This window comes from Metabacillus lacus (assembly GCF_009674805.1).
Taxonomy (GTDB): domain Bacteria; phylum Bacillota; class Bacilli; order Bacillales; family Bacillaceae; genus Metabacillus_C; species Metabacillus_C lacus.
Map to the genome: position 1 here is coordinate 166,482 of NZ_WKKI01000002.1, position 26,027 is coordinate 192,508.

28 protein-coding genes are annotated in these 26,027 nt (G+C 42.5%); all 28 read right to left on the bottom strand.

The window, feature by feature from the left end; all coding sequences use genetic code 11:
* Positions 1-2 precede the first annotated feature (2 nt).
* Entirely contained in the window at positions 3-506 is a 504-nt protein-coding gene (locus GJU40_RS02235) for a Rieske (2Fe-2S) protein (RefSeq protein ID WP_154306108.1), read from the bottom strand.
* A 142-nt stretch (positions 507-648) separates the two neighbouring features.
* Positions 649-1,101 (bottom strand): DUF2487 family protein, encoded by a 453-nt coding sequence (locus GJU40_RS02240; protein ID WP_154306109.1) that lies wholly within the window; start codon positions 1,099-1,101, stop codon positions 649-651.
* A 161-nt stretch (positions 1,102-1,262) separates the two neighbouring features.
* Complete coding sequence (locus GJU40_RS02245; protein ID WP_154306110.1) at positions 1,263-1,805, bottom strand: ReoY family proteolytic degradation factor; 543 nt, start codon at positions 1,803-1,805, stop codon at positions 1,263-1,265.
* A gap of 69 nt (positions 1,806-1,874) precedes the next feature.
* On the bottom strand, positions 1,875-3,149 hold the full coding sequence (locus GJU40_RS02250; protein ID WP_246188245.1) for a tetratricopeptide repeat protein: 1,275 nt from the start codon (positions 3,147-3,149) through the stop codon (positions 1,875-1,877).
* A gap of 23 nt (positions 3,150-3,172) precedes the next feature.
* Positions 3,173-4,078 (bottom strand): hypothetical protein, encoded by a 906-nt coding sequence (locus tag GJU40_RS02255; RefSeq protein WP_154306112.1) that lies wholly within the window; start codon positions 4,076-4,078, stop codon positions 3,173-3,175.
* A 105-nt stretch (positions 4,079-4,183) separates the two neighbouring features.
* Positions 4,184-5,473 carry a 3-phosphoshikimate 1-carboxyvinyltransferase gene (gene aroA / locus GJU40_RS02260; protein WP_154306113.1) on the bottom strand — a complete coding sequence of 430 codons (1,290 nt, stop codon included), beginning with the start codon at positions 5,471-5,473 and terminating at the stop codon, positions 4,184-4,186.
* Positions 5,474-5,482: 9 nt separating this feature from the next.
* A complete protein-coding gene (locus GJU40_RS02265; protein ID WP_154306114.1) occupies positions 5,483-6,589 on the bottom strand; it encodes a prephenate dehydrogenase in 1,107 nt (368 codons plus the stop codon).
* A gap of 100 nt (positions 6,590-6,689) precedes the next feature.
* Positions 6,690-7,778 carry a histidinol-phosphate transaminase gene (gene hisC, locus GJU40_RS02270; protein ID WP_154306115.1) on the bottom strand — a complete coding sequence of 363 codons (1,089 nt, stop codon included), beginning with the start codon at positions 7,776-7,778 and terminating at the stop codon, positions 6,690-6,692.
* A gap of 76 nt (positions 7,779-7,854) precedes the next feature.
* Complete coding sequence (gene trpA, locus GJU40_RS02275) at positions 7,855-8,652, bottom strand: tryptophan synthase subunit alpha (RefSeq protein ID WP_154306116.1); 798 nt, start codon at positions 8,650-8,652, stop codon at positions 7,855-7,857.
* Positions 8,653-9,843 carry a tryptophan synthase subunit beta gene (gene trpB, locus GJU40_RS02280; protein ID WP_154306117.1) on the bottom strand — a complete coding sequence of 397 codons (1,191 nt, stop codon included), beginning with the start codon at positions 9,841-9,843 and terminating at the stop codon, positions 8,653-8,655. It abuts the gene before it with no gap.
* A gap of 1 nt (position 9,844) precedes the next feature.
* Positions 9,845-10,477, bottom strand: a complete 633-nt coding sequence (locus GJU40_RS02285; protein WP_154306118.1) for a phosphoribosylanthranilate isomerase — start codon at positions 10,475-10,477, stop codon at positions 9,845-9,847.
* A complete protein-coding gene (gene trpC, locus GJU40_RS02290; protein WP_154306119.1) occupies positions 10,474-11,232 on the bottom strand; it encodes an indole-3-glycerol phosphate synthase TrpC in 759 nt (252 codons plus the stop codon). Before trpC ends, GJU40_RS02285 begins: the two co-directional genes overlap by 4 nt.
* A complete protein-coding gene (gene trpD, locus GJU40_RS02295) occupies positions 11,226-12,242 on the bottom strand; it encodes an anthranilate phosphoribosyltransferase (RefSeq protein WP_154306120.1) in 1,017 nt (338 codons plus the stop codon). The genes trpC and trpD overlap by 7 nt, the downstream gene beginning before the upstream one ends.
* Positions 12,223-13,746, bottom strand: a complete 1,524-nt coding sequence (trpE, locus tag GJU40_RS02300; RefSeq protein ID WP_154306121.1) for an anthranilate synthase component I — start codon at positions 13,744-13,746, stop codon at positions 12,223-12,225. Before trpE ends, trpD begins: the two co-directional genes overlap by 20 nt.
* 363 nt (positions 13,747-14,109) lie before the next feature.
* Positions 14,110-14,478 (bottom strand): chorismate mutase, encoded by a 369-nt coding sequence (aroH, locus tag GJU40_RS02305; protein ID WP_154306122.1) that lies wholly within the window; start codon positions 14,476-14,478, stop codon positions 14,110-14,112.
* A complete protein-coding gene (gene aroB, locus GJU40_RS02310; protein WP_154306199.1) occupies positions 14,475-15,566 on the bottom strand; it encodes a 3-dehydroquinate synthase in 1,092 nt (363 codons plus the stop codon). Before aroB ends, aroH begins: the two co-directional genes overlap by 4 nt.
* 2 nt (positions 15,567-15,568) lie before the next feature.
* Positions 15,569-16,741, bottom strand: a complete 1,173-nt coding sequence (gene aroC, locus GJU40_RS02315; RefSeq protein ID WP_154306123.1) for a chorismate synthase — start codon at positions 16,739-16,741, stop codon at positions 15,569-15,571.
* Positions 16,742-17,300: 559 nt separating this feature from the next.
* On the bottom strand, positions 17,301-18,071 hold the full coding sequence (locus GJU40_RS02320; RefSeq protein ID WP_154306200.1) for a CheR family methyltransferase: 771 nt from the start codon (positions 18,069-18,071) through the stop codon (positions 17,301-17,303).
* 150 nt (positions 18,072-18,221) lie between these two features.
* The gene (gene ndk / locus GJU40_RS02325; RefSeq protein ID WP_154306201.1) at positions 18,222-18,668 is read right to left on the bottom strand and encodes a nucleoside-diphosphate kinase; all 447 of its coding nucleotides are present in this window, start codon (positions 18,666-18,668) and stop codon (positions 18,222-18,224) included.
* Positions 18,669-18,768: 100 nt separating this feature from the next.
* A complete protein-coding gene (gene hepT / locus GJU40_RS02330) occupies positions 18,769-19,731 on the bottom strand; it encodes a heptaprenyl diphosphate synthase component II (RefSeq protein WP_154306124.1) in 963 nt (320 codons plus the stop codon).
* A 25-nt stretch (positions 19,732-19,756) separates the two neighbouring features.
* The gene (locus GJU40_RS02335) at positions 19,757-20,467 is read right to left on the bottom strand and encodes a demethylmenaquinone methyltransferase (RefSeq protein ID WP_154306125.1); all 711 of its coding nucleotides are present in this window, start codon (positions 20,465-20,467) and stop codon (positions 19,757-19,759) included.
* A gap of 1 nt (position 20,468) precedes the next feature.
* Positions 20,469-21,269 (bottom strand): heptaprenyl diphosphate synthase component 1, encoded by an 801-nt coding sequence (locus GJU40_RS02340; protein WP_154306126.1) that lies wholly within the window; start codon positions 21,267-21,269, stop codon positions 20,469-20,471.
* Positions 21,270-21,434: 165 nt separating this feature from the next.
* Positions 21,435-21,662, bottom strand: coding sequence for a trp RNA-binding attenuation protein MtrB (gene mtrB / locus GJU40_RS02345; protein WP_154306127.1), 228 nt, complete (start codon positions 21,660-21,662; stop codon positions 21,435-21,437).
* A 15-nt stretch (positions 21,663-21,677) separates the two neighbouring features.
* On the bottom strand, positions 21,678-22,244 hold the full coding sequence (folE, locus tag GJU40_RS02350) for a GTP cyclohydrolase I FolE (RefSeq protein WP_154306128.1): 567 nt from the start codon (positions 22,242-22,244) through the stop codon (positions 21,678-21,680).
* A gap of 217 nt (positions 22,245-22,461) precedes the next feature.
* Positions 22,462-22,740 carry a non-specific DNA-binding protein Hbs gene (gene hbs, locus GJU40_RS02355; RefSeq protein WP_154306129.1) on the bottom strand — a complete coding sequence of 93 codons (279 nt, stop codon included), beginning with the start codon at positions 22,738-22,740 and terminating at the stop codon, positions 22,462-22,464.
* Positions 22,741-23,274: 534 nt separating this feature from the next.
* On the bottom strand, positions 23,275-24,753 hold the full coding sequence (gene spoIVA / locus GJU40_RS02360; protein ID WP_154306130.1) for a stage IV sporulation protein A: 1,479 nt from the start codon (positions 24,751-24,753) through the stop codon (positions 23,275-23,277).
* Between the two features lie 203 nt (positions 24,754-24,956).
* Positions 24,957-25,682 carry a hypothetical protein gene (locus GJU40_RS02365; protein ID WP_154306131.1) on the bottom strand — a complete coding sequence of 242 codons (726 nt, stop codon included), beginning with the start codon at positions 25,680-25,682 and terminating at the stop codon, positions 24,957-24,959.
* Positions 25,675-25,878 (bottom strand): DUF2768 domain-containing protein, encoded by a 204-nt coding sequence (locus tag GJU40_RS02370; protein ID WP_154306132.1) that lies wholly within the window; start codon positions 25,876-25,878, stop codon positions 25,675-25,677. Before GJU40_RS02370 ends, GJU40_RS02365 begins: the two co-directional genes overlap by 8 nt.
* Between the last annotated feature and the right edge of the window lie 149 nt (positions 25,879-26,027).

Below are 26,027 nucleotides of genomic sequence, written 5' to 3' on the forward strand. Positions count from 1 at the left end.
GATTACGCCTCCTTTGGTCTAGCTCCGCCAAGATACAGCCAGCCGTCCTTCACTTGATATTGATAATGATCCAGCGGTGCCAGCGGCGGTGTTCCCGGTACGTTTGTTCCGTCTTTGTCATACAGTCCGTAATGGCAAGGACAGAAAAATTTCTCAGGATTGCCTGGGTCGCTGTTCCAGTTTACAGTACACCCCAAGTGCTTGCATACCGGAGATAGGGCTACTATTGTCTCGCCTTCTTTGTAGACCCATGCCGACCTTGCTTCCTCAGATTCATACCATGCATCAACCTGCTGAATTTTAAAGTCAACACGCTGCGGCTCTTCAGTTAATTCGTCTACTTTTTTCACCTGAACCAGATCCTGAGTTGAAATTGGTCTTAACACAGGGTCGAGTGCAAAGCGAACCATTGGCATCAGCATGCCTGCAGCCATGAAACCGCCTACACCAGTAAGCGTATAATTAAGAAACTGGCGCCTTGAAACCCGGTGTTTTTTCTCGCTCATAAATTTCCCCCCTCTATCTCTTATGCTGAAGTCCGTACGGACAAGGCTATAAATATATAAAACTAGGACATTCTCATGATACTGCAATCTGTAAGGAAGGTCAATATAATCCTTTTTTGGAAAAAATAAAATGAAAGGGTTTTTATGCCATATTCCATTTTTGTAATAAAATGTTCAAAATTTGCTGTATTTGGTCTCTTATAACAGAATCTCTCAGCTGCTGATCCATGTGCTCCAGAGGAACCGGGGGTATATAAATGACATGGTCACGAAGAGAAGATTCTTCCTCTTTCCACTCGCGCCTGCAAGTTAAAAATACAACATGTTTAAATTGAACCGATAGTTCCCTGTGCCACATTTCAGCAGCTTGAAACGCTTCCTCTCCTGCATCTTTGACAGGCAGAGAAGGATACAAGTACAACCTTCCTTTTAGCTGCCGTTCCAGCTCATGTGAAAGCACTTGTACGAATTCGGCCTCTCCTGCCGCTGCCTTATCACTTGGATTGCCGCCTGCGAAAAGTATTGGCATTATTGCTGTGTCTACATATTCTTTGGAATGGCTGTAGAGTTCTGCATCTTTCGTTGTCCACTTCATGTTATTTCCTCCCTGATAATCAAGCTATCCTTTAGCTTACTCCTCATCAGCCTTTGTTGTAAATAGAAAAAGCCCTATAATAGGGACTCCCGCAAGTTGAAAGCATCATCATTCTCTGTCATTTGGTTTTTTTAACAAAAAAAAGAACCTGTCCCCAGGTCCTATTTCACATATCTTCTTAATTGTTCACTGAGCTTGACAAATGTTTCCCGGTCATTGCTGTCAAGAGCATCATCAATCTGCTTCAGGAGCAGTTCTTTCTGATAGCTCTTAAGCGAATTTTCCAGAAGTCTCTCTGCAATCAGCCGGTCTTTTTCGTTAGCTGCAAAGTGCTTCGGCATAAATGGATTGCTCTCAAGTACCGCAGCATAATGCGGAGACTGATAGGAAGAACGGAAATTCAACTGAATATAAAGCTCTTCTTCTTTATTAAGCCTAATATCATGAAAGGATTTTTCAGCGTCTGTAGTCATGATATTCTCTTTATAGAATCTGAACGGCACTTCCTCAACACAATGAGTCGACATTATGATGCCGCGGGGACAGTACTGTGCTTGCTCTACAAAGTGAACCCTTTCCATTAAGGTATCATGGCTCATCAAGTAATTCAGGATCCAGACGCACTCTCTCCGCTTTAGCTGATAGTGGTTGAGAAACCAGCGAACAAAGTCCTTTTTTTCATTGACAGATACAGGGGCTTCCATTCTGTTCCCTCCTCTGTTTCGTGACTTTTCTTAATAGAGAATTTCAACAAAAGAAAAAGGAAATCCTCCTTATTCTAACGAAAATTCATCTTCTAATTGCATCACAATCTCTTGAATTTCGACATTTGCAGGATCTTCAGCCAAAACTTTATCAAATAACTTCTTCGCTTCTTTCCTGTCGCCTTCTTCCATCAGCAGGAATGCATACTCAATCAGAAATGCCTGATTGTCTTTGAAAGAATTATATGCCGTTTGATAAAGATTTAGTGCATCAGAATAATTTTCCAGATGATATTGCGCCTTAGCCATGTTCCAATCGAATTGAGGGTCCTCTTCGCCATATTTCGCCGTCTCATTCAGTACATCAGCTACATCTTCAAATTTTTCTTCCACAAGCAGAATGTTAGTCAGTGTAATGATTGCTTCCACATGTCCCGGATCAAGAGCTACGGCTTCTCTCAGCAAAGCTTCTGCCTCTTCAGGGCGCTGAGCTTTTAAGGCTATTTTTCCCCCGTAGAGATAAAGCTCTTTATTAAATTCATCCTCTGAAAGGCCTTCTTTCACTGTTTGGAGGCTTTCCTTGAGCATTCCTTCATGCTCATAGGCTTTCGCAAGATGCAGATAAAGTGAGGTATATTGGGGATCCATCTCCTTTAATGCTTGAAACTGGCTGATCGCCGTTCCGTAAAACCCCCCCTGCATGGCGGTAAATCCATATCCAAACAGCGTCTGAAGATCCGGCTGTTCCTCAGCAGCTTTTTCGTAAAAAGGAAGAGCTTCCTCAAAGCTGCCTGTCAGGCTTAATGATTCTGCAAGCCTCTGGTGAATACTGATGCCGGCAAGCACTGACGCTTCTTTTAATACCTCTTCATAATAACCGTAAGCTTTTTTGTAATCTGCTTTGTGAAAATAAAATTCCCCTAAAGCAAAATCAATGATAGGCTCGTTTGGAAGAAGTTTCTTTGCTTCCTGAAGTTTTCTCTCGCTGACTTCATTTAATCCCTGCATCTGGTATAGATCCGCCAGTAACAGCAAAGCTTGAGGATAACCTTGTTCAGTGGGCGATATACTGTTCAGTACTGTAATCGCTTCGTCCTCTTTATCACTATCGATAAATAAATCAGCCAGAAACAGTGAGATATCTGTCTCATCAGGATACAATTCGTGCAGATCTTCAACGATTGATAGTGCTCTTTCTGTATTACCCCATTCGAAGTATTTTTCAGCAAGGTAATACTTTTCTTCATCATGCAGATTACTTTCTATAGATAAAAGTAAATTCAGTCCTTGTTCTACTTGTCCTTTTTCTACCAGGTCTATTGCGTAATTCAGTTCTTCTTTCAACGTTCTCGCCCCTTCTCTTGCATCTATACAGGATATGGAAGAAAGCTTCCGCTTAAAGCCATCTTGCATTCTTCCCCAAACCCGGGATGAATATAGTACACATTCCCGGCTTTTAAGACTTTCCCCTTATGAATGACACAATCGGGAATGTAACTATCATAATCGAGAACAGGGTTTTCATCAACAGTATAGCTTAACTTGTCCATGAGGTATAAATTATAATCTACAGAGCCTCCTACCCTGATGTCTCCTTTATGGGGGTAGATCCCGAGTATGCCCAGATCTTCTCTTGTTAGCGGAACTCCCGGAGAAAAGGGCTGAGAAAAGTGGCTGAAACCATATCTTTTCATTAGTTCGGCAAATTTGTCCCTTTTTTTGAAGAAGGAAAAGCCGCTTTGGCCCTTAGGTGCAGAAATCAGCGTGAGAGGCTGGTTATGAAGAACCCCCCTGATCCAGCTCCAGGCAATGCTTTGCAGTTCCTCTGGTGTGGAGTAGTCCAGAATCAGCATAGTAATTCCTGCTTTTTTGCAAATTTGTATCAGCCCGGGAGTTAACACTTTTAAAGGAATTTTCACTGCTAAGTAATAGTCAATCGGCGAGTTCAAAAGCTGCTGGCGGCAAAGCTTAATAGAAGGCAGGAGCTCATGCTGGCTTTTAGCCTCAACAACCGTAATGAAAGACGTAACTCCCTTTGCAATCAAACGTTTACATTCCTTTTTCAATGCTGTAAAAGATCCAGCTTCTTTCTCCTGCTGAACAAAACACAGATAGCCTGGTGTAAGAAGAAAGCCTTTTGCATCCAGCTTCATGAAACTATAGTTATCCATGGTGTCTTTTTTATAGCAGACTTTGTTATCGCTAATCAGTAAAGATTGCTGTGTCAGGCAGCCATTGGAGAAAAGGGAGGCGCCATATACGATGTACTTCATTCCATCTCCTGCCTTTCTATAGACAAGCTATGCTGACAGAGGAGATGTTATTCTAAGCATCAAAAAAAAGTCCGGCAGTAATATAACTGGCCGGACTGCTAACTATTATAATTCGGAACTTGCTGAAAGCTCTGCAAGATGATCAAAGAAACTTGGATAAGATACAGAAATGGCGTCGCTGCCTTCCAGCTCCAGTTCTTCTTCTGTCATAAGTCCTGCTACTGCAAGCATCATGCCGATGCGATGGTCGCCATGTGAAGAGACCTTGCAACCCCCTTTTAACGGAGTTCTGCCTGCTATGATCATTCCGTCAGCTGTCGCTTTTATATCAGCCCCCAGCTTGCTGAGTTCCTCTACAACGGTTGTAATTCTGTTCGTCTCTTTCACCTTTAGTTCTTCCGCATCTTTAATGATGGTTGTACCTTCTGCCTGTGTTGCAAGAAGGGCCAGTATCGGAATTTCATCAATTAAGCGGGGAATAAGTTCTCCGGAGATCGTGGTCCCTTTTAAATTGGACGTTTTTATTGAGATGTCTGCAGCCGGTTCTGCCGAACTGCTCATATTCCCCATGCTGATTTCTGCTCCCATAGCTTTTAAAACATCCAGCACACCCGTCCTGGTTGGATTCACACCAACATTTTGCAGAGTAATGCTGCTGTCTGGCACAATGGCACCTGCTGCTAGAAAGAAAGCCGCAGAAGAAATGTCGCCGGGAACGTTTATGTCTGCTGCTGTTAACGTTTGTCCGCCTCTAATTGATGCTGTGGTTTTCTCCTCTTCAACTTCAACTCCAAAAGCTCTCAGCATTCTTTCTGTATGATCCCTGGACTTGTGTGGTTCTTCCACTGTTGTCATTCCTTCTCCGCTTAATCCTGCCAAAAGAATCGCAGATTTCACCTGAGCGCTTGCAACCTCAGACTTGTACTCAATTCCTTTGAGATGACCGCCTGAAATTGTCAGAGGGGTATAATTTCCATTTTCTCTCCCAACAATGCTTGCTCCCATTTCTGTTAAGGGCTTCGTTACACGAGACATCGGCCTTTTGCTGATAGACTCGTCTCCCGCTAAATTTGATTCAAAAGAAGTGCCTGCAAGGATGCCCATAATCAGCCGAATCGTAGTGCCGGAATTGCCGACATCCAGAGTTTCTTCAGCAGGTGCAAGACCCTTCAGCCCTATACCTTTGACAGTCACATTTGTGCCTTTTCTTTCTATTTCAACTCCAAGCTTTTGAAAACAGGAAATGGTGCTTAAACAGTCGGCGCCAGGAAGAAAGTTAGTGATGCTGGTTATACCTTCCGCAATAGAGCCGAACATCACCGCTCTGTGGGAAATCGATTTATCACCGGGAATTCTGATTATACCTTTTAGTGAGGCTGCTTTTTTCAGTTTCATTCTTCTACCTCATTCCATAAAAAAAGTGTCATATTTTGCTTTTGTTTCAATACATCTTTGCGCTCTCATTCTATCAGCCTCTGACTGAAAACTAAGACGCAGAACGCCGTAAATCTCCTCGCGTGTTTCAATAATGCGGATGTTGGTGATACTGATTTCTTCCTCAGCGAGGTATCCGGTTATCTCAGAGATAATACCCGGATAGTCAGGAACGTCCACATATAGATCATAAAATGCCGGGATAGCTCCTTTTGTTTTCACAGGAAGGCCATCCCGAAACTGTTTTGCTTCCAAAAAATATGTATATATTTTTGCAGCATCTTCTTCTTCAATCATTGTTCTAACGTAATCCATTTCACCTTGCCACTGCTGGAACAGCTTTAGAAGCTCTTCTTTATTTTGGAGAAGTATATCCCTCCACATTGCCGGATTGCTGGAAGCAATTCTTGTGATATCACGAAAACCGCCGGCTGCCAGCCTGCTTGTCAGGGGCTGGCTCTCCTGAAGTATTTCTGCCTGGCGTACAAGGCCTGCCGCAATCACATGAGGAAAATGGCTGATGACTCCTGTGAGGGAATCATGCTGCTGTGGATCCAGGTCAATAAAGTGAGCATTTGTACCTTTTAGGAGTACTTTAAGCTTTTCTGCGGCTTCAGCACTCTCTTTTGAAGTGGGCGTTAGGATATAAAAGGCATTTTCAAATAATCTTGCTCTTGCAGCTGTTACGCCCGATTTATGAGAGCCTGCCATTGGGTGCCCGCCGACAAAAACACCGTTACTCCCGGTAAAAAGCCTTTCACCTTCTGCAGCAATGCTCCCCTTTGTACTGCCAACATCAGTAATAATTACATCCCGCTTTAATGAAAGAGTACTAATCTGATTCATCAGTTCAAGCGTCTGGATAACCGGAGTTGAAAAGATAATGTAATCAGCTTCTTCCGCAGCAACGATTGATTCTGCCTTGTCATCAATCACACCAAGCTTTTTTGCAGCTTTCAATGTATTCTCATCCCGATCATAGCCAATAATTGAGACTTGCGGGTATTCCTGTTTTATAGAAAGGGCGATTGAACCGCCAATCAGTCCGAGGCCCAGAATCAATACACTTTTTTGCATACATGCCATCTCCTATTAAAAGCCCATGACCACTTTTCATGGCGGCAGGCCATGAACCCGCTTTTTTCAAAGCACAGCAGACGGCTTCAGCCCCATGGACCTATTCTCTATTCACCAATTTGCCGAGCACCTCAATGATGTCTGCATTTTGCTCCCTCGTACCAATTGTAATCCGCAGGCTTTCCGGAAATCCAAGAGCAGTGCCCGCACGAACGATATATCCTTTTTCAAGCAGTGCTTGAAACAGCTCATCTGCATTGCGGCCAAAATGAATTAAAATGAAATTTCCTTCTGAAGGATAATAACTTAAGCCAGTTTCATCACAAAAATCATAAAATTGCTGCAGGCCTTTTCTATTTTCTTCCTTGCAATAGCGGATGAAATCCTGATCTTCCAATGCCGCAGCTGCTGCAGCCTGTGCGACTCTGTTTGTATTAAAAGGTTCTCTTGCAGGCTCGATTGAAGCAATAAACTCTCTGCCTGCTACCCCGTAACCGATGCGCAGGGCGGCCAGGCCATATGCTTTGGAAAAAGTTCTCAAAACCATCACATTGCTGTATGTATCCAAATAGGAAAGTGTATCAGGATAATCTTCCGCGACTGCGTATTCAAAATAAGCTTCATCGAGAACAACCAGGACATGATTGGGAACTTTAGAAAGAAACTGCTCAAGTGCAAGCTTGCTGACATGTGTGCCTGTCGGATTATTAGGACTGCAGACCCACACCACTTTTGTTTCACTGTTCATCTCTTTTAGCATGGCATCCAAATCGTGTTTCCCATCAACAAGCGGAACTTCTTTGATTTCTGCACCTTCTATTACTGCATTATGCTTATATTGCGGAAAAGTAGGAACGGCCATCACCGTATTGGTGCCGGGTTTCAGCAGGGCACGGCAGATGATTTGCACAACTTCATCAGATCCGTTACCGAGGATAATTTCCTCCCCTTTTCTTCCAAGATGAGCAGCGAGGGCATTACGCAGCACGGCACTGTATCCATCAGGATAAATACCAAGCTGTGTCAATTCTCTTTGAACCGCTTCTCTTGCTTTTTGAGAAGTACCAAACGGGTTTTCATTTGAAGCAAGCTTGACTATTTTTGACAAGCCATATTCTTTTTTAACTTCTTCAATCGGTTTGCCCGGCTGATAGGGCTTTAAATTCAGCAGCTGATTTTTAATTTCCATATTTCATGAACACCTCTTTCTGAAAAACACCTTTTTCCCATCATAACGCTATGAGAAAAAAGGTGCAAAGTAAGCATTATGTTGTTTTGAATTCGCTGGCAAACATTTTGAATTCAGCAAGAGCTCTGTCATAAGTCTCAGGATTTTGAAGTTGTTCACGAAGGCTTTCAATCTTTCTGACCAAAGCACTTCCTACAATAATTCCGTCGCTGACTTTGTTCATTTCCTCAGCCTGCTGCCTTGACGATATGCCAAAGCCAACAGCTACAGGGACAGGGCTCATGTGTTTAACCTCTTTAATGAATGTATAGGCTTCCTCTTCAAAACCCTGCCTTTCGCCAGTAATGCCAAGCGAGGATATACAATAAAGAAAGCCTTCTGCTTCCTCCGTAATCTTTTTGATTCTATCAGAGGAAGTAGGTGCAACAAGTGAGATCAGTGAGATCCCATTTTCTTTGCACTGCTTTTTCAAGTATCGGTTTTCTTCATAAGGAAGGTCAGGAATTAAAAGCCCGTTTATGGTATTTTTTCGCATTAAAGCGAAAAAGTATTCTTCACCTAATTGTAACACAGGATTATAATAGGTAAAGAGAATTATTGGGATTGTAACCCCTTTTTTTCTTAGCTCAGGAACCATTTCCATCACCTTTTTAATTGTAACACCGCTGCTTAATGCCCTAACGGAAGCCCGCTGGATAACAGGTCCGTCTGCCAGCGGATCTGAATAAGGGACTCCAAGTTCAATTGCAGAGGCGCCCGCTTCTTGAAGGGCGAGAGCCAGATCTGCTGAAGCTTGCAGAGAAGGGTCGCCTGCAGTGATAAAAGGGATAAATAATTTCTCGCCTGATTGCTGCAATTTTTGTAGTGATTCCATTTACATCCCCCTCTCTGCGTTCATTAAAGTATGAACATCTTTGTCTCCTCTTCCCGATAAACAAACAAGCACTGTTTGAGAAGAATCCATCTGCTGAGACAGCTGAAATGCTTTAGCAAGAGCGTGTGCTGATTCTATTGCGGCCAGTATTCCTTCTGTCTCCGCCAAAAGCCTGAGCGCCGCCAAAGCTTCGTCATCCGTAACGCTCACATACTGCACTCTGTTAATGCTGGAAAGATATGCGTGCTCCGGACCTACCCCCGGGTAATCCAGTCCGGCTGAAATAGAGTAAGGTTCAATAATCTGGCCGTATTCATCTTGAAGAAGATAAGTTAAAGAACCGTGTATCACTCCTTTGGTTCCTTTTGTAATCGTGGCCGCGTGCTTATCCGTTTCAACGCCAAGGCCTCCTGCTTCCACCCCGAAAATTTCTGAATCATCTTCCAAAAAGGCAGTAAACATCCCTATTGCGTTGCTGCCTCCGCCCACACAAGCTACAATCCTGTCAGGGAGAGAATCATAGATTTTTAAGAACTGCTCTCTTGCCTCATCACCAATAATTCTCTGAAACTCTTTCACAATATAAGGATATGGGTGAGGACCGACCACAGAGCCAATCATGTAAAAATGATCACTGCAATGCTGCACCCAGTATCTGATGGCTTCATTGGTTGCATCCTTCAGTGTCCGGCTCCCGCTGGATACCGGAACCACTTCGGCTCCAAGAAGCTCCATTCTGAAAACATTGAGCTGCTGCCTCGCAATATCTTCTTCGCCCATAAATACTTTGCACTTCATCCCGAACTTAGCAGCAACCGTTGCTGCTGCAACTCCATGCTGACCTGCACCTGTTTCAGCGATAATCTGCGTCTTACCCATTCTTTTTGCTAGTAGCGCCTGTCCGATTGCATTGTTGATTTTATGCGCACCTGTATGATTTAAATCCTCCCGCTTTAGTATGATCCTTGCTCCGCCAAGCTTTTTAGACAGATTATCCGCAGCTGTTAATGCTGTCGGCCTTCCAGAGTATTCCTTCAGCATGTTAAGATATTCTATCTGAAAAGCAGGATCTTCCCTGCTGGCTCTAAATGCATCTTCTATTTCTTTGAGAGGCTGCATCAGGGTTTCCGGGACAAATTTACCTCCAAAATCCCCATACCTGCCCCTCTCATCCGGATATTGAAGCTTCATATTATAAACACTCCTCTAGTTTTAGTATCAGTTCTTTGTCTTTGCTTCCATTTACTTCTATTCCGCTCGCCAAATCAATGCCATGAGGGCGCATAGCAACGAGTTTACTCACATTGTCAGGATTAACTCCCCCTGCAATCATGCAGGTTCTGCCCCATTGCTCCGCAGCTTTCATATAGGAAGGAACATAGCTCCAATCAAACGATACACCTGTTCCTCCCCATTTCCCTTTTACTGCGCAATCAATTAAGAAGGCATCCGCACACTCTTTATATTTTTGCATTTTTTCAAGGGTTTTCTCTTCATGAGGCAGTGCTTTCCAGATTTCAAGCCCTGTTGCATTTTTTATTGCTGCAAGCTGTTCTGCACTTTCAGTTCCATGGCACTGAATCACATGCAGCGGAACAAGAGTCAGCACCTTCAGTATTTCTTCAATCTCTTCATTTACAAATACTCCTGCAAGTCGTTTATCTTTAACAGGTATCTCTTTCAGCCATTTTGCTGCGTCTCCTGGTGAAACTGTTCTTTTGCTGTGCTGTGTAAAAATAAAGCCGAGATCGGTTGCTTTGCTTGATCCGCTGCTTACCCGCAAATCTTCAAGAGATTTATTGCCGCATAGTTTGAGCCGGGTCATAGATTTTCACCAAATAGCTGTAATATCGCATCCGTCTGATTTTCCTGCCTCATCAGAGATTCACCTGCCAAAATTGCCTTAGCGCCATAGCTTTTAACTAGTTCAACATCTTCATAAGAAGAGATTCCACTTTCGCTGATCAGCAAAGACTGCTTGGGAACCATTCCTCGCATTTCTTTTAGCTGATGTACATTCGTTTGAAATGTAGATAAATTTCTATTGTTCACTCCCAGTAAAGAAGGAGTTATCTTTGTAAGGACACTTTCCAGGGCTTGAGGCGAATGGACTTCCACCAGTACATCCATACCCAGCTCCTGAGCGTGAACGTAAAGTTCCTGCAGCAGCAAAGGGTCGAGCGCCTCCGCTATGAGAAGCAGCGCATCTGCACCAATTCTGAATGATTCTTCCACTTGGATATGGCTGATAATAAAATCCTTGCGCAATATCGGCAGTTCAGTTTCTTGTTTTATTGCTTCAATATAGTCAGGACTGCCCTGGAAAAAATCCCGGTCAGTGAGAACGGATAAACAGTCTGCCTTTCCGGCAGCATATGAAGCTGCAATGTTGACAGGATGAAAGTTCTCTTTAATAAGCCCTTTTGAGGGAGATGCTTTTTTTACCTCGGCAATTAATCCCATCGTTCGATGCGGCTTTTCTAAAGCAGCTGAAAATGAATATCGGTGCACGTCTGCAGCCGGGGGAAGAATCAGCTGTGCTGCTTCCTCCTTTTTTCTTTCAAGAATTTTGTTCAGCATGCACTAACCTCCTTTCCCAATCGCAGCTCGGCCAATTTACGGAGCGGAGAGCCCTTTTCTATTTCAGCCAGTGCCAATGCAACTCCCTCCCTTAAAGTACTGGTTTTTCCTGCGACATAAAAACTGGCACCGGCATTTAAAGCGACAATATTCCGCTCTGCCAGAGAAGACTTGTTTTCAAAAACAGCCAGTATTTTCTCCGCGCTTTCAGCAGGACTAGCTGCCTGCAGAGAATGGAGTGGCCCACGCTCAACCCCCAGTTCCTCCGGCGTAACTGTATATCTTGAAAAGCTGCCATTTTTTATTTCGATGATGTCAGTAGATCCCGTTATCGTTATTTCATCGAGGCCGTCTTGGCCTGCTACAAGGAGAGCATGCTCTGTTCCAAGTGACAGAAGCGCTTTTCCCATTTTCTCAGCATATTCTGCTGAAAAAACGCCAATCACCTGTCTGGAAGCACCGGCGGGGTTTGCCAGTGGTCCTAATAGATTAAAGACTGTCCTAAAACCAATATCTTTTCTTACCTTTGCTACATGCTTCATGGACTGATGATAGTAGGGAGCGAATAAAAAACAAAGATTCGTTTGCTGCAGGGTGTTTGCAGCTTCTTCCGGCTGTGATTGAAACGGAATAGACAGTTTCTCAAGAACATCCGCACTGCCGCTCTTAGAAGACATGGCCCTGTTTCCATGCTTTGCCACTTTCACACCTCCCGAAGCTGCCACAATGGCAGCCGCAGTACTAATGTTAAATGTTGATGACCCGTCCCCTCCAGTTCCGCAAGTATCAATAACCGGGCCGTCTGCCTTCAGCTTTTCCATATGCCTGCGCATTCCGGCAGCAAAGCCGGCGATCTCTTCCGCAGACTCTCCGCGCATTTTTAGAAGCGTCAGAAAACTGGATATTTGGGCTTCTGTTGCCTCTCCTGTTATCATAAGCTCCATCGCCTGTTCTGCTTCTTCTCCGCTCAAAGGTGTGCCGCTCAGGCACTTAGTAAGTAAAACTTTCATTTTCCGTTTCTCCCCCTTTGCTGAACGTTTCTTCTGCTATGCTGATTGAATGCAGGAGCGCACTTGCTTTGTTAATCGTTTCCTTCCACTCAAGCTCCGGAACTGAATCTGCCACAATTCCTGCGCCTGCCTGCACAGATGCCACTCCATCTTTCAGCTGTATGGTTCGGATCGTAATGCAGGAATCAATATTTCCGTCAAAACCAACATAGGCGACGCAGCCGGCATAGTAGTTTCTTGGATGAGTTTCCAATTCAGATAAAATCTGCATTGCCCGAATTTTTGGGGCACCTGATACTGTTCCTGCAGGAAACGAAGACAAAAGGGCTTCTACAGGGTGAATATCCTCTCTCAGCCTTCCGGTTACCTTTGAAACAAGGTGCATGACATGAGAAAATCTGATTAATTCTTTCAGCACTGGAGTTTGAACGGTTCCGTATTCCGCGACTCTACCAATGTCATTTCTGGCCAGGTCCACCAGCATAAAATGCTCCGCCTTTTCTTTTTCATCAGAGAGCAGCTCTTCCCCAAGCAGCTCGTCATCTTGATCGTCCCGCCCCCTTCTTCTAGTCCCTGCAATAGGATGAATTTCCAGGCGGGACTGATGTACATGCACCAGTCTTTCCGGAGAACTGCCAATCAGCTCCTCATGTTGAAACTTAATATAAAACAGGTATGGAGATGGATTGACTGCTCTTAAAACTCTGTATAAATCAAATCCAGCAGCTGTAACGTCTACTTCGAATCTTTGTGACAGTACTGCCTGAAAAATATCTCCCGCTTTAATATACTCTTGAATATTTCTGACATCTCTTTCAAACTCTTCTTTTTGATAGTTGGACCTGACATGGCTCATATCCACTTTCCCGCGAGAAACAGAAGGAAGAATTAAACTTTCCAATTGCGGTGAAGATAATAGCCGCCTTGTATACTTTTCTACTTTTCGCACTCCAATATCATAAAGAGTGCGAAGTTCTTCTATGCTTTCCCCTCCGCTTAATGGAACATAATGGATGAAGGTTAATTCATTTTGCTTGTGGTTAAAAGCAGCAATGGTCTCGCATATATACAGCATGCACTTTGCCTTCTGATTCTCCTTACAGGAAACAGGTTCCGTCAGACTGATAAATTCATAGCTAAGCGCTCCTACTGCTCCCCCCGTAAAGGGGATGTCGAGGTTTGGAACCATTACAGCCATTTTTTCCTGAATAAACGAAAAGACTTCCTTAAGTTTATCTGATCTGTATACCTCGTACCCTTCTGCATCCTTTAGAAGAATGTCTCCGTTTTGTTCCACTAGGGTTAAAAAAGGTTTAAGGCCGACAAAAGAAAAGTTTGACCATTGTGACTGCGCTTCATTGCTCTCCAGGAGATATACTGCATCAGCTTCCAAAGATTGAAAAATCTTTACGGGTGTAAGTAAATCTGTTTTGTATTTCTTTACGATTGGAATGGTTTTGTAGGTTTTAGCAGCTTCTGAAAACATCTTAAAATCTGTCTGCATATCTTCTCACTCCTTGTGCATCAGGAGGAGAATGAGTGGGGAGGATGGGGGTAAGGAGGAACAGCACCGGCGCTACTGCTGATGGTTCCATCCTTAAAAGAGTTTCCGCTCTGATGTTAAAAATCAAAGAGAAAATATAAAAACCCAAAAACACTGGTTTTTGGGTAGACGTTTTTTAACTAACATATCCCTCTGCTCAGCTCATTCTCTGCTACCCTATGCTATTCTCATCTCAACTGTCTGGATAAATCCTGCTATTACTTACTGCTTGCTCTCTGCTCTGCATTCGGGGTTATTTCTTCACTTTCTCTACTTCCTGAAGTGAACGATCATACCCTTCCTACAATGGTATTATATTCCGTCTTAATCTGTCAATGCCAAATCTGGTCTGAGAATTTCTGCACCTTCCAAATAAGCGTGCTTTATGCTTCTCTGTTCCTTCTCTGTCTCTACATTCATCATGACTCTGATGCAAAACGGAAGTCCCCCCGGCACCTCTATTTCTCTCATGCACATCACAGGAACGTACTGCCATTCCCTAATATTTCTGAGAGCTTTTGCCGGAAATGCTGCATCTATGTCAGCTGTTGCTGAAATGAGTATGGATGATACCGTCTCTGCAGCAACTGAGTTATCACTTATCATTTTTCTTAAAAGCTTTTCCGCTTGAGCTACGATATTAGACTCGGTGTTTTCATTTACAGTTATTGCCCCTCTAATACCACGGATCATAACTCTCCCTCTTTTCTCCATCTCTGCAAAAAGGATCTGCTTTCATCAACTGTGAGGTCGTGCAGTACAGGCTGCCCGATATCCTGCAGCAGCACCATCCTGATGTTGCCTCCAGAGGCCTTTTTGTCTATGGTCATTCTGCTGATCAGTAAATCTGTATGATAATGCTCTTCCAGTGCTACAGGAAAACCAAGTTTTTTAAACCATTGATACATTTTGCCGTAATCCAGCCCTGACTGCAATATTTCATTGCTGAGCCACGTCGCAAACAGCATTCCGGAAGCTACTGCATCTCCATGCGGCACTTTCCCATAACCAGCTTCTGATTCAATAGCATGGCCTAAAGTATGTCCAAAATTGAGGTATGCACGTATTCCCGTTTCCTTTTCATCTTTTTCCACAATGCCCGCTTTAATGTGAATTCCCTTAAAAATCATGTCTTCAAGCAGCGGCGGTCCAATATCTGCAGGACCGCTGACATTTTGATGCAGCCACTTCAGCATTTCTCCGTCTTTTATCAATGCATGTTTAATCACTTCGGCAAAACCTGATCTTCTTTCCTTTGGCGGCAAGGTTTCCAAAGTAAGCACATCGTAAATGACTGCTTTAGGATGGTAAAAGGAACCTATCATATTTTTGCCCAGTGGATGATTGATTGCGACTTTTCCCCCTACCGCACTGTCGTGGGCCAATAGAGTCGTGGGCAGCTGGATAAAAGAAATGCCTCTCATATATGTAGATGCTGCAAAGCCGGCCAAATCTCCTACAACCCCTCCCCCAAGGGCCATCATGCAGGAGGAGCGGTCAAAATTGTGTTGAAGGCAGTATGTGAGAATACCATGATAATTTTCAAAAGATTTCGCTGTCTCATTGCTATCTACAATATACGTAAAAACGTCATATTCCTTCTGAAGCTGCGGAAGAAGCTCCTTACTGTATAATCTTTCTACAATCTTATCTGTGACAATAAGAATTTTTGAAGGTTTTAAGCCTAACTCCTTCAATAGATTACCCGCACTGTTTAAAAGGCCCTCTCCTATATATACAGGATAAGAAGCTGAACTTGCTTGTACGTGTAAGGTTTTCATCATTAAAAATCCTTTGAACGTTCAGCAGCGCTACTTACATTGCTGGAAATGAGTTCCATCGTATCAACGCCGTACTGTTCCACGATCGCATTTGCCAACTCCCAGGCCACCGCAGATTCTGCCACAACTGCAGCAGCCGGGACAGCACAGCTGTCGGATCTTTCAATACTTGCCTGGAAAATTTCTTTCGTTTCTATATCGACACTTTGAAGCGGCTTGTACAATGTCGGGATTGGTTTCATCACTCCCCTGACAACAATAGGCATCCCTGTTGTCATGCCGCCTTCAAAACCTCCAAGATTGTTCGTCCTGCGGTAGTACCCGCGTTCTTCACTAAAGAGTATTTCATCATGAACTTCGCTGCCGTTTCTTCTGGCAGCCTCAAAGCCAATACCAAATTCTACTCCTTTAAATGCGTTGATGCTCATGACGGCTGCAGCAATTTTAGCATCCAGCTTTCGGTCGTAGTGAACATAACTTCCTAGCCCGACTGGAACGCCTTCTGCCCTTACCTCGACCACTCCGCCGATAGAATCGCCATTCTTCTTCGCCTCATCAATCGCTGATTTCATTTTCTCTTCCACCTGAGCATCATAGCACCTTACTGATGATTCTTCTGTTACCCTTTTCAATTCGCTGATTGAAGCATCTCGAAGAGGACTGCTGACGATGCCGCCAATTTCAATGACGTGTCCTACTATTTCTATGCCCAGCTGAGAGAGAATCTGCTTCGCTACCGCACCAGCAGCGACCCTCACTGTTGTTTCCCTTGCCGAAGATCTTTCAAGAACATTTCTCATGTCCCTGTGACCATATTTTATGGCTCCGTTCAGATCTGCGTGGCCGGGTCTGGGCCTGGAAATAACTCTTTTTACCTCTGCAGCATCTTCTTTGCTGATTGGCTCAGCTCCCATAATGTTCGTCCAGTGCGTCCAGTCTTTATTTTCTACCACTAAAGCAATCGGGCCTCCGAGTGTTCTTCCATGTCTCACACCACTTAAAATCTGTACAGTATCCTTTTCAATCTGCATCCGCCTGCCCCGGCCATGTCCCTTTTGCCTGCGTGCCAAATCTTCATTGATCATTTCAGCTGTAAGCTCCAGACCCGCAGGAACGCCTTCTAGTATTGCTGTTAGCTGAGGTCCATGCGATTCTCCTGCTGTTAAATATCTCATTCGACACTCTCCCTTCAATCCTTTAACGCTTTTAAGTAAAACTATAACACATACATTCAGAAAAAATAAACAAAAAGTTATACCGTTCTTTTTAAGAGGCTATGTGAAACGATCAGGTGAATTTTTCATTAAGGACACAAATCTTTTTCAGGGTTAGCGAAATTCGCCTATTCAGAAAAACTAACGTAAATGTATTAGATTTAACAGAGGGATTCCGCCTATTCAGAAAAACTAACGAAAATGAATCGAACTAAACGGAGGATTTCCGTCTTTGTACCTGAGTAGCCTTAAAATGAGGTGTTTTCAGTAGCTTAAAAGGAATTCATTCCCTTATTTTCTTTAAAAAACGACCTATTCTGGATTTAACCGGAATTCCTACGCTTATTTTTTCTTTGTTGTGATGGGATGGCGTCTTGTAAATTTAAAATTCAAAAAACCGCATTGTTTCCGTCGCTGAAAACAGTGTTACACAATTGTACGAACCTGTTACGGGCTGATAGCTGTTATATTAGAACGCACTGAGGATGTGTCCGCTTGAATAAAAATCCAAAAGTGCTATTTAAGTTTTTTGATAAAAAAAAGTGTCTACCGATTTCAATCCATATCGTTCTGCATGAAAAATCTGTTCGGTGCTTCCTACAAATAAAACGCCTCCCGGCTTCAAAGCACTGCTGAACTTTTTGTACACTTCTTCTTTTGCCTCTTCGGTGAAATAAATTAAAACATTTCGGCAGACGATCAAGTCAAAGCCGCTGCCGTAAGAATCTCCCAGCAGGTTGTGCTGTTTGAATGTGACTGTGTTTTTAATGTCATCTGAAACTTTATATAATGTGTTTTCTTTTGCAAAGTACTTGCTCTTCATTGCTTGAGGAACCTCCTGAAGAGATCTTTCAGGATATAAACCTATTTTAGCCCTAGCAAGTGCATTATAGTCCAAGTCTGTCGCTAAGATCTCTATTGAGTGAAGAGGCTTGTAGCGTGAAAGAATCATAGAAATTGTGTAGGGTTCCTCTCCGGTTGAACAGGCAGCACTCCAGATTTTCGGGCTGGGGCTGTTACTTAATAGTTGCGGCAGGATTTTCTCTTCCAGCACCATCCATCTTTTGCTGTTTCGATAAAATTCGGATACATTGATTGTCATTCGGTCGAGAAATTCCTGCAGGAGGCATTGATCCTGCTGTAGCTTACTATAAAAATCTCCAAACCCTTTAAAACCTTTCTTTTCATATAAAGTGGTCAGCCTTCTTTTCATTTGCGCCTCTTTATATAGAGATAAATCAATACCAGTTTTTATCTTTATATTTTTAATAAACTGCTGATAATCTTCCATTGAAATCATTTCTCCAAATCTGCTGCTTTTTTTACATTAGTATAGCGTATTTTTCCTATTCTGGATGCAGGAATTTTCATCTCGTTTAAGAATTCTAAAATAGCAGCCAATTTTTCTGGATAAAAAAAAAGCCGGCTGGGCCGGCTTTTCTCAGTAAATCCATTCTTTTATTGAAGAAGTATATTCCAACAATTCTTCCTCTTTAAAAAAGAGGCTGATTTCTCTTTCTGCACTTTCCGGAGAATCTGAACCATGAATGATGTTTTTTCCCACAAACATTCCATAGTCACCCCGAATTGTACCTGGAAGTGCATCTTTTGGATTGGTTTTTCCCATCAACTGTCTAGAGATTTCAATCACATTTTCGCCTTCCCACACCATTGCGAAAACAGGTCCTGAAGTGATAAAGTCTACAAGATCTTTAAAAAATGGCTTGCCGTCATGCTCACCATAATGCTTCTCTGCTAACTCTTTAGAGATGCTCATCAGCTTGGCACCGGCTAAATGAAAGCCCTTACTTTCGAATCTAGCAACAATTTCCCCGATTAGCTGCCTTTGTACTCCATCAGGTTTGACCATTAAAAATGTCTTTTCCATATGAAATTCTCCACCCCAATTGTCGTTATGTAAAGGTTTTCTATCCCCAACGAAATAGTACCATTTTTTTAAATATTTAGCAATTAAAGTGGAGAATATTCTAAAATTTTCTTTTTCCAATATACTTAGCAATATTATAAAGTGTGGTTCTTGCTTTATTACGCGGCAGCTCTTCCAATATCCCAAAAGCTTTATCAAGATAGTGGTCGCTGACTTTGGCAGATTCCTCGATTGCTCCGGATTGAAGAATCTTCTGGATGACAGGCTGAATCTCTTCAGGGGTAGTGTCTGCAGATATAGCGGACAGTTCTTCCTTCAGCTGCTGATCTTTCATGGCAAACAGGACCGGCAAGGTAATATTTCCCTGTAGGAGATCGCTGCCGACAGGCTTGCCCAGCTCTTTTTCAGTCGAAGTGAAATCCAATAGATCATCTGTAATTTGAAACGACATGCCGACATAATATCCGAACAAAAATAGTTTTCTATGCAGTTCTTCGCTTGTACCCGCTGATACTGCACCAAGCTGACAGCTGACAGCAATCAGCAAAGCTGTTTTCCTTTTAATTCTCTTGAAATAAGTTCTTATGCTTTGCGAGTAAACATATTTGTCTTTGATCTGCTCAATTTCTCCAAGGCAGACCTCGACAATGGTTTTTGATAATATTCTATGTGCAGCCGTATTGTCCAGCTCCGTCATCAATTCAAGCGATCTGGCAAAGAGATAGTCACCGGTATACATGGCAATTTTATTGTCCCACTTTGCTTTAATGGTTGGTTTTCCTCTTCTCAGCTCGGCGTCATCTATTACGTCGTCATGCACGAGAGAAGCCATATGAATTAATTCAAGTGCTACAGCTACATTTTTCACGCGCTGTATATCATAATTGCCAAACATTGCTGAAAGGAGAACAAAAACCGGACGAATCCGCTTTCCCCCAGCCTGAAGCAAATGAAGGCCTGCTTCACTTAACAGAGGATAATCAGACTTAACAGTGCTTTCTAGTTCTCTTTCAATTACATCCAGGTCAGTATTCAGAAATGAATACATTAAATTAAATTTCATTGCAGTCACCTAAACACTTTCATTTTCATTCCTTCGGCTTGTGCCCCAGATGCATTGCTGCAACACCGCCGGTAAAAGCCTTAACTTCTACATCAGTCAGTCCGGCTTCTCTGAACATTGCTGCCAGTTCTTCCATACCTGGAAAATCTCTTGCAGACTCCTGCAGCCATGAATACTCACTATAGCTTTTAGCAAAAATCTTTCCAAACAGCGGCATAACATGGCGGAAATAAATATGATAAACTCCTTTAAAAACTGGAAGAGTGGGCTGAGACGTTTCAAGGCAGACAACTTTTCCTCCAGGTTTTACAACTCTGGACATTTCCTTCAATACATTCATATAGTCAGGGACGTTTCTCAGTCCAAAACCAATTGTCACAAAGTCAAAGCTGTTATCATCAAAAGGCAGGCTCATGGCATTGCCGTGCAGCAGCTCCACTTGTGACAGCTGCTTTTGATTCACCTTTTCCATACCAATTTTCAACATATTCTGACTGAAATCCAATCCGAATATTTTTCCGTTTTCTCCGGCTTTCTCAGCTAAAGCAATCGTCCAGTCCGCAGTCCCACAGCATACGTCAAGAGCAGAAGCGCCGGGCTGCACATCCATTCTCTTCATGGTATAGCGCCTCCATGCCTTGTGCCTCTGAAAGCTGATGACAGAGTTCATCTGATCGTAGTTTTTATATATTTTTTCAAAAACTCCGTGGACTCTTTCTTCTTTAGATTGCTGCATGTTATAATCCTTCTTCCGCATACGAATTGTATAGGCCCGCATCCTTAAAACCATAGGACTGAAGCCTGCTGATTAAGACAGCTTTTGTCCCTGGAGAAATCCCGAGCGTTGAATGTAAAAGAGATATCGCCTCTTCAAAATAGGTATTACACATATCTTTAAAAAATGTGCCGGCGAGCTCAATGGTATTTTTGGAACTCTTTTCAAGAACGTGAAACACGGTGGGTGCGTCTGTCTCGAATCTTCTTTTTTCCATATAGAGTCTTTTGCATGACAGGTATTTTTCAGTCAGTTCTGTGAATGGCTCCATATTAAAATGCTTTAATATATGCTGAAACAGTGCAGTCTCAATAATCATCAGACTGTTGATAAAACGTGAAAAATCCTGCTGTGAATAGTCATATAAGCGGATTTTATGTTCATTTATCTCTTTTATGGCTGTTGCTAACGTTCGAACCATTTCAATGTCCTTCATATCGGACAGGAGAGCATAGTACAAACCGCTGAAATAATCGCCGGCAAGCACAGTCAGCTGCCTTTGGACAAACTGGTCTCGGCCCAGCCTGTCAGCGGTCGTGACATCCTCATGGGTATCAAGGGCGGTTTGAACCAGCATCGCTGTAATTATGTAATTGTCCTTTTCAGCTTGTTGCAAAGGAATGTTTTCGAATAAAGCAATAAACAAAATAAGCTTATCTTCATCTATCTTAGGAGAAGAAAGATGCTTCAAAAGATAGGGATGAGATAATTTATCATTGAGTACTTCTTTTATATCAGCTATCTTAGCATAGATGTCCTGCAAGTATATCACCCTTGTTCCCATAATCAATGCGCTTAGTTTTTTACGAATCATTCAATAGCTAGCAATAACATAAAAGTAATTAGATAATAGCTATTATAACATACATATGAAGTATATTTGAGACAACAGGCTCTTCAATATGCAAAAATAAGCAGGAAAACCTGCTTATTTACGAGATTCACTTTCAATTTGGCCCACATTTGTTTGAATGATGGCATTTCCGCGGACTTTTATGGCTGAAGTGTGCTCAGTGAACTGCGCAATCATCACTTCTCCCTTATCAAGCTTTTCAGAATGATGAAATCTCGTATCAGATCCCCTCGTCAGACCGATGACATTCACTCCGTCCTCGGCGGCTTTTATTACAACAATCTCACTAGTTTGTTCCTTCATGCTAATCACCTGCCTCTAGTATTTTATCAGAGCGAGAACTTCAGATCTGGCCGCTTCATCGTTTACAAAAACTCCCCGAACTGCAGAAGTAACGGTTTTGGAACCAGGTTTCTTTACTCCGCGCATGGTCATGCACATATGTTCTGCTTCAACAACCACCATGACCCCATGAGGTTCCAGTGAATTCAATAGACTGTCAGCAATTGTGGATGTAATTCTTTCCTGAAGCTGAGGACGCTTGGCGACAGCTTCTACCGCTCTTGCCAGTTTGCTGAGGCCTGTCACCTTTCCGCCTCTCGGTATGTAGGCAATGTGTGCTTTTCCAAAGAAAGGAACAAGATGATGTTCACACATTGAATAAAAAGGAATGTCCTTTACTAGTACAAGTTCTTCATGATCTTCTCCAAACACTGTTTTAAAATGTTCAGAAGGATCTTCATTTAAACCGGAGAATACTTCAGTATACATTCTGGCCACGCGTTTTGGTGTATCCAGCAGCCCTTCCCTGTTCGGATCCTCGCCAATGGCCTCGAGAATCATTCTGACTGCCTGTTCAATTTGTTCCATGTTTTTTTCTTCCATAATAAAATCCTCCTGCAAGCTCATGTAGTTGAAGTCTAGCATAAAAGGAAGGCAAAAAGCAAAGCAGGCACTCTTGTAAACACTCTTAAGAAAAATAACAGGAAAGACCTTCAGCTTTTATTGCTCTGCAAAAAGAAAAGCCCCTGCTTCAGGGGCTTTTCTGTGAAGAAATGTGTATGTAATTGTTTAGCATTTCATACACTAAAGCTGTTATAAATTATTTGCCAGCTACAGCGTCTTTAAGTGCTTTACCAGGTTTGAAAGCAGGCACTTTGCTTGCAGCGATTTCAATCTCTTCTCCAGTTTGCGGGTTGCGCCCTTTACGAGCAGCACGCTCACGTACTTCGAAGTTACCAAAACCGATTAATTGAATTTTGTCACCGTTTTTCAACGCATCTAAAATTGTATCAAAAACTGCGTCAACAGCTTTTGTAGCATCCTTTTTAGATAGTTCGCTAGCTTCCGCTACAGCATTGATTAATTCTGTTTTGTTCATGCCTTTCACCTCCTCCCAAGGAAACGTTCATTTAACAGACAGCCTGTTATCTTCATTTCTTCACAGATCGTGCCCATTCTATACATAGAAGAGCTATTTTAACTGTGGTCAGGCTTATAATAACGGAAAGGAATTCATAATTCAATCCTTTTCGCTATGTTTATTGCCTATAAAGGAAGTTTTGACCAGCTGAAAATGAATTACTGTTAGTAGATTATCATATCTGTTTTGTCTTATCAAGAGATTTAATAGCTCAAACACTTGTTTTATAAGGGTTTTAGCCATTTTTCAGAACAAACGTTCCAAAATCAATCATTATTGCAAGATTTAAAAAAACAGGCTTACATCAAAACTATTACCACAATTCATCATATATAAAACTTTTATAGAATAATTTGCTTCTTTTTTTTAACTGAGCTGCTCTTTAGCTGCTATTGTACATACAGCATGTCCACTCACTCATTCTGCATGCTCATAGAGAGAGCTGACAGACAGTAAAAAGTAAAAGACCTCTGCTTGACAGAGGTCTTTTACTTATAGGATGATGGCGATTAATCCGCCTGATCCTTCATTAATAATCCGTTCCAGTGTTTCTTTTAGCTTATAGCGGGCATTTTCCGGCATGAGTGAAAGCTTAGCCTGAATACCTTCTCTTACAATGGAGCTCAAGCTTCTTCCAAATATATCGGAATTCCAGATAGATAGCGGATTGTCTTCAAAATCCTGCATCAGGTATCTTACCAATTCTTCACTTTGTTTTTCTGTCCCGATAATCGGGGCAAACTCAGACTCTACATCCACTTTAATCATATGGATGGAAGGAGCAACCGCTTTTAGGCGTACTCCAAATCTGGCACCCTGTCTGATGATTTCGGGCTCATCCAGGCTCATATCTGCCAAAGCAGGTGCCGCTACTCCATAGCCGGTTTGCTTTACCATTCTCAAGGCATCGGAAACCTGGTCATATTCTGCTTTGGCATAAGCAAAGTCCTGCATCAGCTGCAGAAGGTGATCTTTCCCTCGAATTTCAACACCTACCACTTCTTTGAGAATGGAATCATAAAGGTCGTCCGGTGCGTACAGGTCAATCTCGGCAATACCCTGCCCCATTTCAATTCCCGCCAGGCTTGCTCTTTCAATAAAATCGTATTCGCTGAACTGTCCTACAACGCGGTCTACATCCCTCAGCCTTTTAATATCCTTCACAGTGTCCTTTACAGACTCCTGATAGCTCTCTCTCAACCAGTGGTTCTCTCTAAGAACCATTACCCAGCTTGGAAGGTTGACGTTCACTTCTAAAACCGGGAACTCATACAATGCCTCTCGAAGCACACTCATAACATCAGATTCTCTTAAACTTTCAACACTCATTGCCAAAACAGGAATGTCATATTTTTCATTCAATTGATTTTTGAGAGTCTCTGTCTCCGGATGATAAGGGTGAACTGTGTTAATAATCATAATGAAAGGTTTGCCAACTTCTTTCAGCTCGTTTATGACTCTTTCTTCCGCTTCCAAATAATCTCTTCTTGGAATCTCCCCAATCGATCCATCAGTGGTGATGACGACCCCGATCGTTGAATGCTCCTGAATGACTTTGCGTGTTCCGATTTCAGCTGCCTCATGAAAAGGAATTGGCTCTTCATACCAAGGGGTTGTAATCATTCGGGGACCATTTTCATCTTCATATCCCTTTGCACCTGGAACAGTATATCCTACACAGTCTACAAGCCTGATGTTCACATCAAGCCCCTCATCCACATGAACAGATACAGCAGAGTTTGGAACAAATTTAGGTTCTGTTGTCATGATGGTTTTACCTGCAGCGCTTTGAGGAAGTTCATCCTGAGCGCGGGCTTTGTCTGATTCGTTACTGATATTAGGCAGAACTACCAGTTCCATAAACTTTTTAATAAAGGTAGATTTTCCGGTGCGGACTGCACCTACAACTCCCAAATATATATCGCCACCAGTACGTTCAGCGATATCCTTGAAAATATCAATCTTTTCCAAGTGATCTCCTCCCGGTCATATGTTTAATGGTTGTATGAATTCCGTTTACTTGCTTCAGTTTAGGACAGTATATATCTATGATGTTGTCCTATTTATTTATGACTAGGGCTGATATATTTTTTCAAATAAGCAGGACAAGGATAGAAAGTTAAATATAAAAACCCTTCTAACTGAGTCTATTCTCAGTCAGAAGGGTTCATGACTCATTCGGCCATAAAGATTGGCTCATTTTTTTCATTTATCGTGTAAGGCAAGGAAAATGCCGGAACAAAAGGCGAGTTTTTTACAAGGATATCCCTTATATCATCACCCTCCGAAAAAGATTCCTCTTCCCTTTGAAGCGCCTGAAACAAATCTAAACGGTAGTCAACATAGATTTCACCGGTACGGTCCATCACAAAAGGAAGATGCTGGCCTGTGAATGGACTTTTCACCTGCGGCGGTTCTTTATAGCCCAGCTTCTGATAGTCAAGAGAGAGAACATTTTTGCCGAGGACATCCTTTAAAGGGGGATATCCCTTGGATTGCCTGTAGGCTTCAATTCTAATTTTCAACTCCTGAATTTTCTCAGCTACTCTTAAATCAATCAGCTTTACTGTTGGATTTTCTTCAACATCTGTTAAAACATACAAATAAATTCCGCCGCTTTCAAATGCGGTTCCCGGGGGATCTGCTATGTACCTTGGAGCAATCTGCTTGAAATTCACCGGGTACTTCTGATATATCGGGGTTTCCATATCCCTTGTCTGAATCGGAAGCAGGCCTCCCGAATCTTCCCTGAATGCGTTAACCGCTTCTTGAACAGCAGCTATCTGATCACGGTAGGGAGCCTGATTCTGCTGAAGCCTGTCCTGTGGATAAAGGCAGCCGGACAGCAGAACAGACATTAAAATCAATATAGTCCCTGATAATCTTACACGCTTATTCATTGACAGGTCCGCTTAACACGACAAAAAAGATGATAAGGCCTGCTAGAATCATAAATATATAGGCGATACTTGAAAAAATTATTTTCAGAAAGCGGTTACGAAATTTGAAACGGCTAAAATAAATCGATATGACTGATATAAACATAAAGCCCATGGACGCAAGCGCAACCCACATTTTCATTAGTGCTGGACTCATTCTTTTTCCTCCCTTTTTCCGAAAATTATTATATCATATCAAAATACAGTTATCATGATTATTTTTTAACTATTTTCATTACACTGAAAAAACAGATGCAGCTTGTCTTCAGGAAAACTCCATAAACTTGTCTGCTCCCACAAAAAAAG

Bases quoted from the DNA above. Each gene is read 5' to 3' on its own strand.
- GJU40_RS02235 (WP_154306108.1), bottom strand. From the start codon at position 506: ATGAGCGAGAAAAAACACCGGGTTTCAAGGCGCCAGTTTCTTAATTAT.
- GJU40_RS02240 (WP_154306109.1), bottom strand. From the start codon at position 1,101: ATGAAGTGGACAACGAAAGATGCAGAACTCTACAGCCATTCCAAAGAA.
- GJU40_RS02245 (WP_154306110.1), bottom strand. From the start codon at position 1,805: ATGGAAGCCCCTGTATCTGTCAATGAAAAAAAGGACTTTGTTCGCTGG.
- GJU40_RS02255 (WP_154306112.1), bottom strand. From the start codon at position 4,078: ATGAAGTACATCGTATATGGCGCCTCCCTTTTCTCCAATGGCTGCCTG.
- aroA (WP_154306113.1), bottom strand. From the start codon at position 5,473: ATGAAACTGAAAAAAGCAGCCTCACTAAAAGGTATAATCAGAATTCCC.
- GJU40_RS02265 (WP_154306114.1), bottom strand. From the start codon at position 6,589: ATGCAAAAAAGTGTATTGATTCTGGGCCTCGGACTGATTGGCGGTTCA.
- hisC (WP_154306115.1), bottom strand. From the start codon at position 7,778: ATGGAAATTAAAAATCAGCTGCTGAATTTAAAGCCCTATCAGCCGGGC.
- trpA (WP_154306116.1), bottom strand. From the start codon at position 8,652: ATGGAATCACTACAAAAATTGCAGCAATCAGGCGAGAAATTATTTATC.
- trpB (WP_154306117.1), bottom strand. From the start codon at position 9,843: ATGAAGCTTCAATATCCGGATGAGAGGGGCAGGTATGGGGATTTTGGA.
- GJU40_RS02285 (WP_154306118.1), bottom strand. From the start codon at position 10,477: ATGACCCGGCTCAAACTATGCGGCAATAAATCTCTTGAAGATTTGCGG.
- trpC (WP_154306119.1), bottom strand. From the start codon at position 11,232: ATGCTGAACAAAATTCTTGAAAGAAAAAAGGAGGAAGCAGCACAGCTG.
- trpD (WP_154306120.1), bottom strand. From the start codon at position 12,242: ATGAAAGTTTTACTTACTAAGTGCCTGAGCGGCACACCTTTGAGCGGA.
- trpE (WP_154306121.1), bottom strand. From the start codon at position 13,746: ATGCAGACAGATTTTAAGATGTTTTCAGAAGCTGCTAAAACCTACAAA.
- aroH (WP_154306122.1), bottom strand. From the start codon at position 14,478: ATGATCCGTGGTATTAGAGGGGCAATAACTGTAAATGAAAACACCGAG.
- aroB (WP_154306199.1), bottom strand. From the start codon at position 15,566: ATGAAAACCTTACACGTACAAGCAAGTTCAGCTTCTTATCCTGTATAT.
- aroC (WP_154306123.1), bottom strand. From the start codon at position 16,741: ATGAGATATTTAACAGCAGGAGAATCGCATGGACCTCAGCTAACAGCA.
- GJU40_RS02320 (WP_154306200.1), bottom strand. From the start codon at position 18,071: ATGGAAGATTATCAGCAGTTTATTAAAAATATAAAGATAAAAACTGGT.
- ndk (WP_154306201.1), bottom strand. From the start codon at position 18,668: ATGGAAAAGACATTTTTAATGGTCAAACCTGATGGAGTACAAAGGCAG.
- hepT (WP_154306124.1), bottom strand. From the start codon at position 19,731: ATGAAATTTAATTTAATGTATTCATTTCTGAATACTGACCTGGATGTA.
- GJU40_RS02335 (WP_154306125.1), bottom strand. From the start codon at position 20,467: ATGCAGCAATCTAAAGAAGAAAGAGTCCACGGAGTTTTTGAAAAAATA.
- mtrB (WP_154306127.1), bottom strand. From the start codon at position 21,662: ATGAAGGAACAAACTAGTGAGATTGTTGTAATAAAAGCCGCCGAGGAC.
- folE (WP_154306128.1), bottom strand. From the start codon at position 22,244: ATGGAAGAAAAAAACATGGAACAAATTGAACAGGCAGTCAGAATGATT.
- hbs (WP_154306129.1), bottom strand. From the start codon at position 22,740: ATGAACAAAACAGAATTAATCAATGCTGTAGCGGAAGCTAGCGAACTA.
- GJU40_RS02365 (WP_154306131.1), bottom strand. From the start codon at position 25,682: ATGAATAAGCGTGTAAGATTATCAGGGACTATATTGATTTTAATGTCT.
- GJU40_RS02370 (WP_154306132.1), bottom strand. From the start codon at position 25,878: ATGAGTCCAGCACTAATGAAAATGTGGGTTGCGCTTGCGTCCATGGGC.